The sequence below is a fragment of the Proteus sp. PR00224 genome (assembly GCF_016238105.1).
In the GTDB taxonomy this organism is placed as follows: domain Bacteria; phylum Pseudomonadota; class Gammaproteobacteria; order Enterobacterales; family Enterobacteriaceae; genus Proteus.
Map to the genome: position 1 here is coordinate 75,074 of NZ_JAEHQU010000002.1, position 14,918 is coordinate 89,991.

The following is a 14,918-nucleotide window of genomic DNA, read 5'->3' on the forward strand; positions in this document are numbered from 1 at the left end:
CTGTGAGCAACTCGGCAAAAACAAACCTCCTAGTTATTAATATATTGGTAATTAGGAGGTTTTATTTATCGCTAAACTAATTATTTTCTTGTTAACAAAGAAGCTCATCATAACTAAATTGCCCGGTAACATTAATCACTAAATTCGGCACATTTAGATTTTCCACCGTCATAATCTTAATAATGGTTTTATTGTCTTCATAGTCTAGCGTTAACTCATTTTTATTCCCTGTAAACGACTGAACTAATCTTGGATTAATAATTTGGTCATCTACTTCTGATTTAAATAATAGAACATCATCTTCTTTATTAAAATCAAAAATAACATTATTACCACTTGCCTTTTCTGATAAATTAAAAATAAAGATATCCTTTCCTTGGTTAGCTGAGATAATGTTATTACCATTTTTTATAATAAAGGTATCATTACCATAACCACCATACAAAATATTATTTCCCGCACTTGCTATTAATGTATCATCACCCGACCCTGCATATAATAAATCATCGCCGCTGCCACTAAAAAGAACGTCATTTCCTGCTTCACCGATAAGAATATCGTTTCCATCATCCCCGAAAAGAATATCATTGCCTAACCCACCATATAGCGTATCGTTACCTTCTCGACCTAATAATGTGTCATTTCCTTTATTACCCCATAATTCATTATCCGTACTATTTCCTATAATATAATCATCTCTTAGCCCCCCTTTGGCATTTTCAATAACGACATCGAAAGCAATAGAAACATTACTACGTAATCCACCGACATCAGAAAAAATCCCTTCATTTAAATTAATTTTCTGATTTACGTTATATTGTGAAAAATCTAAAGTACCATTACCACCAGCATCCCAAATACAACTGACCAAAACATCATCTGTCGAATGTAAACTATAAAAATCTCTTTCTGTATTAGAATTAAACCCATAAATTGTATCACCAGTTCGCGTGGTCATATTCTTCCCATACAATTTTTGGATAAGATAAGTATCCAATAATAATGGATTCATTGGGTAATTAACGCCAAAATCTGCGTATTCTTTTTTCGGTTTTTCATAAGCCATAATTGAATATTTTAGGCTATTTTCTTCAATATCAGGTAACTCAGAATCACTCGTAAAAGTATGAGACAGACCAAGAGAATGCCCTATTTCATGTATTATCGTTTTTCTTATTGCAGAACCGAGACCCAATGTTTTTTCTGGATTATTTATATGTCCATTATCATTGTTATTTTTATACAGGAAAACCCAGTCATCTAATCCTTCAAAATAAGTCACAATACCATCGGCATTCTCTTTAAATGAATGTAGTTTCTCTTTTTCTTCTTCTGTATGTAATCTTGTATTAACCACAGAGATAAGCCCAGTTTCAGAAATATTAATCCAAACTTGTCCATCTAAACTGTAATCACTTACTTTATCTATCTTTTTATTTTGATCTAAATGTTCATTGAAATACGAGGCTACACCTAAAGTTGAGTAATCATAATCTTTCGTTAATTCATTTATATTGTTATAAACACCAAATTTTATATGCGTATCATGCTGATTATCTTTTTCTATAAATTCAATATTTGCAATATCACTGTATTGTTGCAGTGATTTTTTTACCGCATTTTTTTGTGTTTCGTTCATTGTTGTTAAGGTTTTATATTCTTGACCTCTTAATTGACTCCAATCAGGAAAACTAAATGTTATTTTAGTGATGCTTTTATCAAGCTCTGAATTTTCCGATCTTAATGTTGGCATCATGGTCTTCATGATATCAATAATAGTATTAAATCCAGGTGTTTTTTCTTTATTATTTACTTTCATAAAAGATAATCTCTATTAATAATTAATTAGAGATGATTATTTTACGTACTCAAAAACAATAATATTTAAAAAAAAACACAAATATAAAGTGTTCAACCGAGCAATATAATAATAATAACAATTTATTAAATTAATAATATTATCTATAAAGTGTTATTTATTAGGGTAACTATTTACCCTAATTGAGTTTTCACCCACTCTTGCACTTGTTTACGGGAAATTTTAATTCCCCCATTTTTAAGGCTTTCAGGGAGTTGTAGGCAAGCAATAGGTCGTTGAAATCCTGCTAATCGGATGTAATACCACTGTGGTAATTGATTGATTATTTCAATTTCTGCATCCACAACCGCGACAGGACGTTGCCCAAATTCAGCATCATCAATAGGGACAACAAAAGACTGACTAACACTTGGATGTGTATTAAGAATTTTTTCTATATCTTCTGGTTGAATACCTTCGCCAGCACTAAAAAAGAGATTGTCCAAGCGTCCTAAAACACACCATTCATCAGCGATAAAGTCACCTTTATCTCGTGTTGAATACCAGCCATCCGCAGTGAGTGATAACGGCTTTAATTTACCATCAAACCAATAACCTAAAGCAACACTGTCTGATTTAATCTGAATTTCATCATCGAGTATTCTTACACCTTTGCCTTTTAATGGTAGCCCTACTCCCGCTTTACCATCAGCGCGTTTGGCGCAAACAGTGGATGCCATTTCGGTCATGCCATAACCACACCAGCATTGAATTCCCCAATGTTCTGCTTCTTGCGTTAATTCAATGGGGATCATCGCACCACCTAATAAAACAGATTTTAAGCTGATCGAGTGTTGCCTATCTTGTTGCGCTTTATTTTGTAAGAAACGCCAAAGCTGTGTAGGGACTAAAGAAGCATGAGTACAACCTTGTAATGCATCAATAAAAGGATGCATTTCACGCACCACCAGCGTTGCGCCACGTAACAACCAACGCCAAAAAATGCCTTGTCCTGATACATGAAACAAAGGTAAAGAGAGCAACCAGCTATCACCTTTCTCAAAGGGCATTAATGATAAAACACCTTCCGCACTGCAAAGATGCGCATCAAAAGTATGAACAGCCGCTTTAGGTAGACCCGATGAGCCCGATGTCAAAATAAGCGTTGCCATACGAGATGGCTCCCACTGCACATCTTCTATTTCATTTTTGTGTTGACGTGGTGTGTTATTAAACTCAACACCATTAAGATCAAGCAAAGTCGCATCCAGATCTAGCGTTGACTCACTCAGATCAGCATAAAAATCAATATTTAAATGAGGCAATAAATCATCAAGTAAAGACTTTGGAAGTTGTGGATTTAAAGGTAAAACCTTAGCTCCACATTGAAAAACAGCGAGTAATGCAAAAACAAGATTGAGATTATTTTTTCCACGCAACAACACTATGCTTTGTGTATCAACACCTTGTTTAGCAAAATTGTTAGCTAAGTGATTAATATGACAACTGAGTTGCTGCCATGTAATAGGTGAAACACCTGAAATGATGGCCGTTTCATTTGGGTAGAGTTGTGCCCATTGATGCCACGGCCATTGTTTAAATGGAACTACTGTTGCCATACTGTCTCTAGTTGTTCAAGAGAGATAAGTGGAATATCCACATTTGGCCAAGGACGAATAAGTTGTTGTTTAATTAAATCAACGGTATCGAGCCCTGGAGTGCTATTAGGCGTTAACCACTGCGCAATTCTTGCCAATTGAGTCAGCCCAAAGCTGCTTTCAATACTTGAACTGATAATGGCATCTAGTCCTAAAGCATGTGCTTGTTCAACAAAAGATTGGCAGCGTTCAATACTTCCCACCAATGTAGGTTTGATAACAATCGTTGTTACACCCGCTTGAGGTTTGATTTCAAAACCTTCATCACGCACAGTTTCATCCCAAGCGATGTTAATCCCTGTAGCCTGTGAAAAAGCGAGTGACTCTTCTGGTGTTTTACATGGCTCTTCTAAGAATGCAATGCGATCTCGCCATGCAGGATTTACATATTTCGCAAATCCTTCGGCTTTTGCTGGCGTCCAACTTCTGTTCGCATCCAATCTTAATTTTAAGTCTGGAATGGCTTCTAATAACAGATTAACGACTATTCCATCACGCACAGCTTCATATAAACCCACTTTGATTTTAGCGACTTTTTCACCTTCCATATCATTAAGGCTTAAAATCAAATCATCAGGATCGCCATTACATAAAGGTGCAGCACGATAATTCGCTTCTTGTGGCAAAGTACCTTCAAGCTCTGCTAATGCACAGCTAATACCAAAAGCGACACTTGGTAGTTCACTATAAACAGGGTTTTCACCTGCACACCAAGCCGTTAACCAAGATTGTGCGGCTTCTTGGGCTTGTTCTAAAGTTTCACGGCTAAACTCAGGAAGAGGTGAAATTTCACCCCATCCTTGTTTGCCATTTTGCTCTAAACAGACAAGAAAACCATCACGCGATTTTAGCCTTTGATAACGCAGCACAACGCCTGCATCAACAGGAAGGCTGAATGAATAGAGTTTGGCGTTTCGCATTATGGGTTACGTTTAAATCGAGAGAAATCAGGTTGACGTTTTTCGTTAAAGGCGTTGCGGCCTTCTTGACCTTCATCAGTCATATAGAACAGCATGGTTGCATTACCTGCTAATTCTTGAAGACCCGCTTGACCATCACAATCTGCATTTAATGCAGCTTTTAAACAACGTAATGCCATTGGGCTATTTTCCAGCATTTCACGACACCAACGCACCGTTTCTTTTTCAAGATCTGCATAAGGAACAACGGTATTCACTAATCCCATTTCTAATGCTTCTTTTGCATCATATTGACGGCATAAGAACCAAATTTCGCGTGCTTTCTTTTGGCCTACAATACGTGCCATATAAGAAGCGCCCCAGCCACCATCGAAAGAACCGACTTTAGGACCAGTTTGACCAAAAATTGCGTTTTCAGCAGCGATGGTTAAGTCACACATCATATGAAGCACATGGCCACCACCGATAGAATAACCCGCGACCATTGCCACAACAGGTTTTGGACACGTACGGATTTGGCGTTGGAAATCCAACACGTTCAGGTGATGTGTACCGCTATCATCACGGTATCCGCCGTAGTCCCCGCGAATTTTTTGGTCACCACCTGCACAGAACGCTTTTTCACCAGCACCCGTTAAAATGATAGTACCAATGGTGTCATCATAACGAGCATCCGCTAATGCTTGGATCATCTCTTTCACTGTCAAAGGACGGAAAGCATTACGCACTTGCGGGCGGTTAATCGTAATTTTTGCAATGCCATCGACTGATTTATGATAGAGGATATCTTCAAAACCTTCAGAACAATCCTGCCATTCAATCGGTGCATATAATTTTTCTTCGCTCGGGTAAAGCATAATTAGGTTCCTTTAACCAAAGAGGGATAAAACATGATTTATCACCGCAGCGTAAGCAACAGGCTGTGCCTGATGGGCATTATGACCAGCTTGCGGGATAGTCGTTAATGGCAGCGAATACTGCTGCGCAATAGATTGAAATTTATTATCTTTTTCACCACAAAGCCAAATAAACGGCAATGTGAGTTGCTGCAACTCTGTGACAAGCCAAGGTTGATTGCCTAAAGAAAGCGTTTCTAAACTTTCTGCAATACAAAAACCAGCGTTACGACAACGTTTTTCAACGAGTAATTGGCGTTTCTCATCACTTAGATCGGCAAATACGGGTTGCTGATACCACTGTATCAATACGTCACTGATAGGTTCATTACGGAAACGCTCAGCCCAGCGTTTATCATGTGCAATGCGATTTTGTCTTTCCGTTGCATAATATAAACCTGGATTTCCACCTTCTACAATCAACCCCATTAATCCCGTAGTATCACCAAAACACGCATGATACATCGAAATCCTGCCACCTAACGAATAACCAATTAGCCAATAGTGGTCAACACCTTGCTCTTTTAGTGTATCTGTCAGCAACGTACTCACTTCAACAAAATTTTTCACACTGATAGAAGCAGAATCACCATGACGAGGCAAATCAATCACAAGTGATGGATATTCATGGCAAGCTTGAATGACAGGCTCCCATTCACAACCCTCACCTAATAGCCCATGCAACCAAACTAACCAAGGCCCTTCATTATGGGTATTATATCGCTGACATGCTAAAGTCATGAGATGTTACCTGTTTTACCAGCTGATTTAATGTTTTTGCACCATCGGTATCATCAACAATTAATTCAATTAATGTCGTTATTGGCGCCCCTACCCAGCATTTCTGAACTGTCGTTAACAGTGCATCCCAACTTGTTGGTGATACATAATGCAAACCAAACATTGCAGCTGCGTGTTTGAAATTTAGTGAATGAGGCATACAGTAAAAGCGTTCTCGCTCTGCCTCTGGCGTTGGTAGCATTGAAAATATTTGCCCACCGTTATTATTCACTACGATAATAACATTAGGCGCATAAACTTGTTGATGCAACGCTAAACTATTTAAATCATACAGTGCAGATAAATCACCCAATATTGTTAATGTTGGCTTTTCTGTTGCACGATGAACACCCGCAGATGTTGAAATTAAGCCATCAATACCACTTGCGCCTCGATTGCTCATCACAGGATAACCTTGTGGTAACTGAGCAAATGCATCGATTAATCGTACTATCAGACTATTGCCAACAAATAATTGTCCATCATTAGGAAGTAATTTATCTAATTGGTGCGCAACCTGTGCTTCACCAAAATAATCGGTTATTTCACTGACTTTTTTATAGGTTTGTTTGGCTATATTAGTTAATACATTAGTCCACGGTGAATTATCAACCGCAGAATGTGCCGTTAACCACTGCATCGGTGATAACGTAAATTTCTCACCTTGATGATGACCAGGGTCTAAGCGCCCCGGAATAGGATCAATGATCCAATACGTTTTTGGAGAGCACCCGACTTGCCATTGTAATAAGCGTTTACCTGTTAAACTTGAACCAAATTGAATAACGATTTCAGCCTTATTTAATTCTGATTTTATCTGTGGATTATTCAACCATAAATCGGCACAAGGTAACGGTTGCCCCGTTTGTGATAAAACATCACCCAATAAAGGCCAACCTAATTGAGATGCCCATTTTGCAACTTCGACACCTTCTTCTGGGCTAATACGTCCTGCGATAACCACTCCTTTTTTCTGACGTATAACATCCCATTGAGGATGCGTCGATACAGAGGTAAAAAGGGATTCTTGTAACCACGGCTTATCACTTTGCCACCAATGGCCTAATGCCTCAGTCCACGGCGTAGATGTTTCAACATCATCACCATATAACGGTTCAGCAAAAGGGCAATTAACGTGTAATGCGCCATGAACCAATGTATTCATCGCATTATCAAGTGTAGAAACTAACCAACTTGCGGGAATATCAGTTGTCGGTCGTGGTAAAGAGAGTGTTTTTGAAGGATGAGTTGCAAAAATACCTTGCTGACGAATTGCTTGATTCGCACCACAATCAATTAATTCTGGCGGTCTATCTGCGGTTAAAAAGATCACTCGTTCACCCGTTAATCCTGCTTCAATTAAAGCGGGATATAGGTTAGCCACCGCGGTACCCGATGTCACAATAACAGCAACCGGTTCTTTCGATGCTTTTGCAAGCCCTAATGCTAAATGCCCCAATCCACGCTCATCAAAATGCGTATGACAGGTTAATTTATGATTTGCAGCTGCGGCAAGTGTTAAAGGTGTCGAACGAGATCCAGGTGCAATACAGATATGGCGTAAACCATGACGAGTCAAAGCTTCGAGTATAACTTTAGCCCATTGGCGATTAAACGAACTATTAGACATTGATCATCCCAACAACGAAAACCTGCAATTGCTATTATAATATCTGTTCCTAAATACTTTTCTTTAGCCTAGTTCAATGAACAGTCGTTTTCGTTAAATAAATCGTTAAAGAAACACTCAAAGAGTGCATTATTTAGGCTAATCATCCACTCTATTTTCAATGAACTCTTTTTATCGTTAAGAATAAGAATAAATAGCACAAGTGGCTTAAAGAATAGCATCAATTAGTTAACAAATCGCAATAGTTAATTGAAAAGTAGCACTAAAAATGCGCTTAAAATAAAACCATCAAATTTTGATGGTTTTAATGATGCTATTTAATAAATTTGAGGTTATCTGTAATAAATTAATTTTCTTTTTCTAGCAATGTACGCAAACCCGCCGCTTTATTCTCAATTTCAGTCCATTCTTGTAACGGATCTGAACCAGCAACAACACCTGCACCTGCATAAAGTGTCAGAGTATCATCATGCAGTTCACCACAACGTAGACTTACTGCAAATTCTGTGTGTGATAATCCTAAATATCCTGCTGAACCCGCATACCAACGGCGCTCAAAAGGTTCATGTTGACGAATAAAAGCGCGAGCAATACTACGAGGTAAACCACATACTGCAGCAGTAGGTTGAAGTCGTTTTAAACAGTCAATATCATCAGAATCAATCAGTTTCCCATGTATATAACGACGAAGATGTTGCACTTTACGGAGTCGGATCACATCCGCTGCTGAAACATCAATACCTTCAACACCTCCTTGTAATCGCTGACAAATATCATCAACCACCACCAGATTTTCATGCTGATTTTTTTTGTCATTCATCAGCCAATCTGCAAATTCTGTCGCTTGCTGTTCATTGTCAGAGCTGGCAGCCGTTCCTGCTAACGCTTCGGTATACAGCATTAACTCATCACGTTTATATAATCGTTCTGGGGTTGACCCCATAAATGCATCAGAAGGCGAAAAAGCCAGCATATAATGATAGCAGTGATGATTCACATCACGACTTGCTTTCATAAATTGAATCGCTTTTAGCGGATTATCCAACGTCAAGCAAGTTGCTCTCGCAGGTACCACTTTTTCAAAATGATTTTGACGTATTTCATCTAATGCAAGAGTGAGATAATCGACCCACTGAGCTTGCGTTAAGGAGTGATTCACCGAAACCACAGAAACAGCAAGCGGCTCAATATCCAGCGCTTGATTTAAGGTTTGCAGAAAATCTAAGGTGCTTTGTTTATCACCTTCATTCAACATATTTAGATGAACGGAAAGCTGTTGCTGGTGGCGTCGAATTTCAATCCGTGGCAGAAAAAGGTAGGCATCATCGCCATTTTTTTCATCAATACGACCAGGAATAATAGTATCCCATGCATTTAAGCCCCAAATACGTACATCATCAATACAGGGATCCGATTGGTGCACAGCTAAAAATTGGTGTGCATCTTGAATATGATTGAAACAGCGTAATTGTCCACAGGCTGCCACTTCTTCATGTTCATCACGATGCTGCCAATAAAATTGAGGATAATACGACTGCGCAGCAAGCCATGAGAGCAATGAAAATGAAACCTCTGCTGGCAAGGTGACTTTCAAATGTAAAAGATTACCTTGTGCTGTCAGATTTATATTTTTAACTTTTTCGTACAGTGTCGAAAACACAGGATTAACCTTTTCCACTCCAAATACCCACAACTAATTAAAAAGGAGATTATACGTCTCTATACGAATTATCAAAGGGCTGATTAATTATAACCTTTGTCATTTATCAAAGTTTTGTATTTTTCATGTTACAAAGTAGAAGCATTAACTCGCACTTCTGAAATAACCAACACATCTTCATTAGATAAAGTGGTAAAGATAAAAATTTTCATACATAAGTGAGGTTATATGGATACAACCATCTATGAACATGTCGATAAAATCATTGAGACCTCCGATATACCCAAAGTTGCACTCGGTTTAATATTAGGAATAGATATCGAAAATGGTCGATTACCGGGTATTGTGACATCTCATGATTTAATAAAAATAAAGTCTTATGTTAATAAAGCACTTTCTCTTCCTTACAAAATAGATGATGTCATCAAATTTATTCATTACAGTAAAATAAATGAATCACAACTCTCTCCTGATAATATTTTGTCTCTGTTCATTCAAATACGGGAGCATGCATTTGAATGGAATCAAATTGAATATGCAATAAAGCAACAAGCAATTGATTTAGAAATAATGGGTAGAGAAATCACTTCTACAGGTGAAAGTGTCATTTTATTTATTAGTCAAATGCCTTTATTAACTAAAATATCTACTATTATTAATGACATTTCTGAGCAAGAGTTAAAAAATATTCGATACACATCTCAAGATAAAGAAGTTTCAACACAATTAATTCATATATTAGAAAGTATGAAAGAGGATATTGAAAATGAACGTGATAAGACCATAAAAATAAAAGACAGCTTATCTACCTTTAGAAGTAAAATAATGGGAGGCAAAGATAGCCAGAATGTTAATCATCATTCTATTTATCACGACATTCTTAACAAGAAAAGATTTATTAATGAGTTTTATACAGATAATAGTCGTTCACTTATTGAAGAACGAGATTTACTCGTTGAAGAAATAGAAATACTCAAAGATGAATATAAACACTATGTTGGTCTTGCATTTACAGGGCTAGCAATAGGTGTTATTGGTGTTATTATCACAGGTGGAATATTCGGGGCAAAAGCCGAAGTCATACGTAAAAAGAAAAATGAACTTATTCAAAAGGTGAAAAAAATCAATGCTGACATCGATATCTATGAAGGTTTATCTTTGCATTTAAATACACTCTATATTGAATTATCTGAAATAGAACTATTTATCGAAGATACAAATATGGCGTTAGAACATATTGAATATGTATGGCAAGCCATCTTAACAGAAATAGAAGCATCAATAACACATTTTAATAAAATTAACAGTGCATTAGAGCTGATTAAATTTAGTATTTACTTAGAAAAGATTATCGCGCCTTGGTATATGGTCATTGGTTACTCAAAGGAGATCTTACTCTCTTTTGATGATGCTCTTTCTACATTTTATTCATCTAAAGATTAACAAAAGGATATTGTTATGAGTCATAATGAAAAACCCGTCAATTTAGAAGAATGTTTTAAACATAATCAATTATTTCATGCGCACAGAAATATTCTCTCTTTAAGTAATAGTAAATGTTATCTAGATAGTACACTTGAGGGAGAAGTCAATAATCTATTAGAAATAAACAATAAAAATATTGAACGCATTATTTATTTTTCACTGAGTTTAAAAAGCAGATTAAGGCAAAGTTTATTTAATGATATTTTTAAAACAATAAATGAAATTGACAATGAGATAAAAACAGGAAATCTTGATAATGAAATAAAAAATAAATTAGAAAAAAAAAGAAAAGAAATAATCAATATATTTTCAAATGAAATAAATGAAATAGAGAAAATGATAAATGAACATACTCATTCACTTTCAATTGAAATCAATAAATTAAAAAATAAATTCCTCACAAATAAAGTAATACCTTTTATCTATAATAAAGAAAATGATGTTAAAATCTGTTCAGAAGAGATTATTATCTTAGAAAGCGCCTCCGAAACAACAAAAAATGAGTTAGATATCATACGTGATAGTGAAGATATCTTACATAAAAGAAATTTTTTCGATCTGTTCAAAAACAAAATTCCTCAGCAACAACAAATTGAAGATCTTAATATTGAAACACAAGAAAAAAATGTTTTATCTTCACTAGTAAAAATACTGAGTAATTTATTTTCTACGTTAGACTCTGGATTTTCTTATAGTAAAGTTGTTGAAACTCGGCATCAACTTACTTCGCTTTATTTATCACAAATAAAGAGCCTTCATCAATTAAAAGCTAAGCAGCAAAAAATATTATTAAATATGAAACATCATTATAATATTATGGATATTGATTACTTTCTTCATATATTGATTAAACAGTTAACATTTCTATCTGAAAGTTGGCGGGAAATAGCCTTAAAAATATCAACATTAGAAAATAACAGCTTATTAAATGAAGAGATTATTATTCCTATCTTCTCATTTTTAGATGATTTCTCTTTATATTATGAGAGCGCAGACAAAATAAATATTTATCAATAATAATTAAAAACGGCTCTATAAAAGAGCCGTTTTATTATTTAACGATACGTTATTACGATTAGTTGATTGCGGGTGCAATAATCGCAAAATTCGTTAATTCAATCAGTGGTTGTGGCCATACACCTAAGGCAATCACAACAACTGCACAGATTAACGCAACAAATGTTGCCATATTTTGTGATGTTGTAGAAATCGCAGGAGTGTTGTCATTGTCTGGTTTGCGTAAAAAGACAATAGCCGCAGCACGTAGGTAGTAGAATAAGCCAATCGCACTACCTAACACAACCATACCTGTTAACCACCATAAGCTTGAGCTAATGCCCGCAATGATGACATACAGTTTACCAATGAAACCTAATGTAATTGGTACACCTGCCAGTGATAGCATCATCAGTGACATCACCACAGCCACAACAGGACGGCGCCAGAATAATCCGCGGTAATCTTCCAGTGAATCCATTTCGCTTTCACGATAAGGACTTGACGCTACTGCAATAGCACCAAACGCCCCGAGACTTGCAAACAAGTAACCAGCTAAATAAATTTCAGCGGTTTCTTGTGCTAATACAGGGCTGTATTGCAGCACAATTAATGCCACGAGTAGATAACCAAGGTGTGATACGGAAGAGTAACCCAATAAGCGTTTTACGCTCTTTTGCGTTAATGCCATGATGTTACCAAACAAGATAGAGGCAATTGCCATGAAACCTAAGATCATTCGTAAGGTTTCACTATCCGCAGCTGGCGCTTCAAGGAATAAACGCATAACAACAGCAAAAATACCAATCTTACTTGCCGTCGCTAAGAACGCGCCCGTTGGTGCTGGCGCACCTTGGTAAACATCGGGTGTCCATAATTGGAATGGGAATAAAGATAATTTAAATCCAATTCCCACTAACATCATACCTAAACCTGCAAGTACTAATGGTTTATGGATATTGCTATCACTTAAACTTTGTCCCATTGCAGCAAAGGAGAGCCCCCCTGCTTCTGCATAAAGAAGTGCCATACCAAATAGTAAGAAAGAAGAGGCTGCCGCAGACAGCAGCATATATTTGATACCTGCTTCCAGTGATGGACGTTGTTGGAATGCGTAACCGATAAGACCAAACAGCGGTAATGTCAGTAATTCAATACCAATAAACATCGATGCGAAGTGATGAGCAGACGAGAGTAAAATCCCTCCGACTACCGCAATCGCAATCAGCAAGTAAAACTCTTCTTTGTTATCTTGATAGCCTTCTAACCAAGGATAAGCAAAAGCAATAGTGCCAATACCAGAAAGGATCACTAGTGCAGTAAAGAAGCTTGAGTATCCATCAACGTGGTAAAGCGTGGTCACGTCCACTACGCCTAATGCATTAACGTAATAGAGCGAGCCCAGCGCAATGATGAAACCCGTAGCTGTCAAAGTGGCAATGGTAAAATGATCGCGTCGCCATGCAATGGACAGCATCACAACCACCACCGTCAATCCGACGATCAATAGCGGTAGCATTGCGATCAATTGTTCAGGAGTTATTGTCATGGCGAATTACGGCCTTACTGTTGAAATAGAAGCGGAATACCAAGTCTGGAGATTTTCCATCGCTGATATTGATGTGTCTAATACAGGTTGTGGGAAGAAGCCCAAAATAACCAGTAAAACAACCAATGTGATCAGGATAAAGAATTCTCTCAGATCTAACCCTTTATAGGTTCTTTCAGCTGTTTTCGGTGAACCATAGTAAGCCTGTTGCATCATCCACAGCGCGTAGACAGAAGCAAAGACTAAACCAAAGACCGAAATAATGGTGATCAGCTTAAAGTTACCATAAGTACCAAACAGGATCATAAACTCACCCACGAAGTTACCTGTTCCTGGCATACCTAAAGAGGCAACCGCAAAGAACAGTGAAAACGCAGGTAAGAAACGGATGCTTTTCCACAATCCACCCATTTGGTTCATATCACGCGTACCTAAACGCTCATACAGCATGCCACACATGATAAATAAACCCGCAGCTGACAAACCGTTGGTGATCATTTGAATAATCGCACCTTGGTAAGCCAATACAGAGCCGGCATAAATCGCAATCACGATAAAGCCCATGTGAGAAATACTACTGTAAGCCGCAAGACGTTTGATATCAGTCTGACGGAAGGCTAACAGTGCTGCATAGAATACGGTAATTAAACCTAACCACATCGCCACAGGTGCCAGCAACGCTGACGCTTCAGGAAAGAGTGGTAAGTTAAAACGTAATAGACCGTAAGCCGCTGTTTTTAGCAAAATACCTGATAAGTCAACAGAGCCTGCTGTTGGTGCTTCTGCGTGAGCATCCGCTAACCAGCCATGTACAGGTACGATAGGCATTTTTACTGCAAATGCCGCGAAGAAACCTAACATCAGAATAAATTGCAGTTCAGAGCCTAATACCGTATGTGCTTGTAATAAGGTGTCATAATTAAACGTCCAAATACCCGTTTCACGGTAGAACGCAACCGCAAGACCGATAATGGCCAGCAACATTAACAGACCACTTGCCTGTGTATAGATAAAGAATTTTGTTGCTGCACTAACGTGTTTTTTATCACTACTTCCTTTGTGTCCCCATAAAGAAATCAGGAAATACATTGGGATCAACATCATTTCCCAGAAGAAGAAGAATAAAAACAGGTCAGTCGCTAAAAATACCCCCATCACACCAGCTAAAATCCACAGCAGGTTAAAATGGAAAGCACCTTGTGATGGCTGATTTTCATTCCACGATGAAAGTACCGCTAAGATACCTAAAATCGCAGTTAATACAGTCATCAGCAATGACATACCATCAAGTGCAAATTGGATATTAATCCCTAAAGCAGGGATCCACGGCACAAAGAAAAACTCTGTCCAACGTGGTGCTCCATCAGCACTAAGTAGTTGATAATCGCCTTGCAACCAAAGTTGCACAGAAATAACGAGTGTTAATCCCATCGTCAGCAACGCAACCCAGCGAGGGACTTGCGAGCCGATTCGTTCAGCCTGCCAACTTAGCAGGCCACCGATGAAGGGAATAAGTATTAGCCAGGGTAATAACATGGCGCAATGT

At 37.6% G+C, this 14,918-nt stretch carries 11 protein-coding genes; 2 read left to right on the forward strand and 9 right to left on the reverse strand.

Going from position 1 to position 14,918, the window contains the following annotated elements:
* Positions 1 to 91 precede the first annotated feature (91 nt).
* From JEP71_RS03735 to JEP71_RS03765, 7 genes are all read right to left on the reverse strand, one after another.
* Entirely contained in the window at positions 92 to 1,819 is a 1,728-nt protein-coding gene (locus JEP71_RS03735) for a M10 family metallopeptidase C-terminal domain-containing protein (protein WP_198625788.1), read from the reverse strand.
* 173 nt (positions 1,820 to 1,992) lie between these two features.
* Complete coding sequence (gene menE / locus JEP71_RS03740) at positions 1,993 to 3,417, reverse strand: o-succinylbenzoate--CoA ligase (protein ID WP_198619776.1); 1,425 nt, start codon at positions 3,415 to 3,417, stop codon at positions 1,993 to 1,995.
* Positions 3,405 to 4,376 (reverse strand): o-succinylbenzoate synthase, encoded by a 972-nt coding sequence (menC, locus tag JEP71_RS03745; protein WP_196533809.1) that lies wholly within the window; start codon positions 4,374 to 4,376, stop codon positions 3,405 to 3,407. Before menC ends, menE begins: the two co-directional genes overlap by 13 nt.
* Positions 4,376 to 5,233 carry a 1,4-dihydroxy-2-naphthoyl-CoA synthase gene (gene menB, locus JEP71_RS03750; protein WP_109374133.1) on the reverse strand — a complete coding sequence of 286 codons (858 nt, stop codon included), beginning with the start codon at positions 5,231 to 5,233 and terminating at the stop codon, positions 4,376 to 4,378. Before menB ends, menC begins: the two co-directional genes overlap by 1 nt.
* Before the next feature lie 12 nt (positions 5,234 to 5,245).
* A complete protein-coding gene (gene menH, locus JEP71_RS03755) occupies positions 5,246 to 6,013 on the reverse strand; it encodes a 2-succinyl-6-hydroxy-2,4-cyclohexadiene-1-carboxylate synthase (protein WP_198625789.1) in 768 nt (255 codons plus the stop codon).
* A complete protein-coding gene (menD, locus tag JEP71_RS03760; protein WP_198619774.1) occupies positions 5,988 to 7,682 on the reverse strand; it encodes a 2-succinyl-5-enolpyruvyl-6-hydroxy-3-cyclohexene-1-carboxylic-acid synthase in 1,695 nt (564 codons plus the stop codon). Before menD ends, menH begins: the two co-directional genes overlap by 26 nt.
* A gap of 346 nt (positions 7,683 to 8,028) precedes the next feature.
* Entirely contained in the window at positions 8,029 to 9,360 is a 1,332-nt protein-coding gene (locus JEP71_RS03765; protein ID WP_198625790.1) for an isochorismate synthase, read from the reverse strand.
* A gap of 210 nt (positions 9,361 to 9,570) precedes the next feature.
* On the opposite strand from JEP71_RS03765, the gene JEP71_RS03770 reads away from it, so the two are divergent.
* Positions 9,571 to 10,785, forward strand: a complete 1,215-nt coding sequence (locus tag JEP71_RS03770) for an alpha-xenorhabdolysin family binary toxin subunit A (RefSeq protein WP_198619773.1) — start codon at positions 9,571 to 9,573, stop codon at positions 10,783 to 10,785.
* A gap of 15 nt (positions 10,786 to 10,800) precedes the next feature.
* Positions 10,801 to 11,844, forward strand: coding sequence for an alpha-xenorhabdolysin family binary toxin subunit B (locus JEP71_RS03775; RefSeq protein ID WP_198625791.1), 1,044 nt, complete (start codon positions 10,801 to 10,803; stop codon positions 11,842 to 11,844).
* A 58-nt stretch (positions 11,845 to 11,902) separates the two neighbouring features.
* Here the strand turns inward: JEP71_RS03775 and nuoN are convergent, their stop codons facing one another.
* Both nuoN and nuoM read right to left on the reverse strand, forming a co-directional pair.
* Entirely contained in the window at positions 11,903 to 13,372 is a 1,470-nt protein-coding gene (gene nuoN, locus JEP71_RS03780) for an NADH-quinone oxidoreductase subunit NuoN (protein WP_198619771.1), read from the reverse strand.
* A gap of 6 nt (positions 13,373 to 13,378) precedes the next feature.
* A complete protein-coding gene (gene nuoM, locus JEP71_RS03785) occupies positions 13,379 to 14,908 on the reverse strand; it encodes an NADH-quinone oxidoreductase subunit M (protein ID WP_198619770.1) in 1,530 nt (509 codons plus the stop codon).
* Positions 14,909 to 14,918 lie beyond the last annotated feature (10 nt).

What these genes read in the sequence shown, in the direction of transcription:
- JEP71_RS03735 (WP_198625788.1), bottom strand. Translation starts at nt 1,819, where the DNA reads ATGAAAGTAAATAATAAAGAAAAAACACCTGGATTTAATACTATTATT.
- menE (WP_198619776.1), bottom strand. Translation starts at nt 3,417, where the DNA reads ATGGCAACAGTAGTTCCATTTAAACAATGGCCGTGGCATCAATGGGCA.
- menC (WP_196533809.1), bottom strand. Translation starts at nt 4,376, where the DNA reads ATGCGAAACGCCAAACTCTATTCATTCAGCCTTCCTGTTGATGCAGGC.
- menB (WP_109374133.1), bottom strand. Translation starts at nt 5,233, where the DNA reads ATGCTTTACCCGAGCGAAGAAAAATTATATGCACCGATTGAATGGCAG.
- menH (WP_198625789.1), bottom strand. Translation starts at nt 6,013, where the DNA reads ATGACTTTAGCATGTCAGCGATATAATACCCATAATGAAGGGCCTTGG.
- menD (WP_198619774.1), bottom strand. Translation starts at nt 7,682, where the DNA reads ATGTCTAATAGTTCGTTTAATCGCCAATGGGCTAAAGTTATACTCGAA.
- JEP71_RS03770 (WP_198619773.1), top strand. Translation starts at nt 9,571, where the DNA reads ATGGATACAACCATCTATGAACATGTCGATAAAATCATTGAGACCTCC.
- JEP71_RS03775 (WP_198625791.1), top strand. Translation starts at nt 10,801, where the DNA reads ATGAGTCATAATGAAAAACCCGTCAATTTAGAAGAATGTTTTAAACAT.
- nuoN (WP_198619771.1), bottom strand. Translation starts at nt 13,372, where the DNA reads ATGACAATAACTCCTGAACAATTGATCGCAATGCTACCGCTATTGATC.
- nuoM (WP_198619770.1), bottom strand. Translation starts at nt 14,908, where the DNA reads ATGTTATTACCCTGGCTAATACTTATTCCCTTCATCGGTGGCCTGCTA.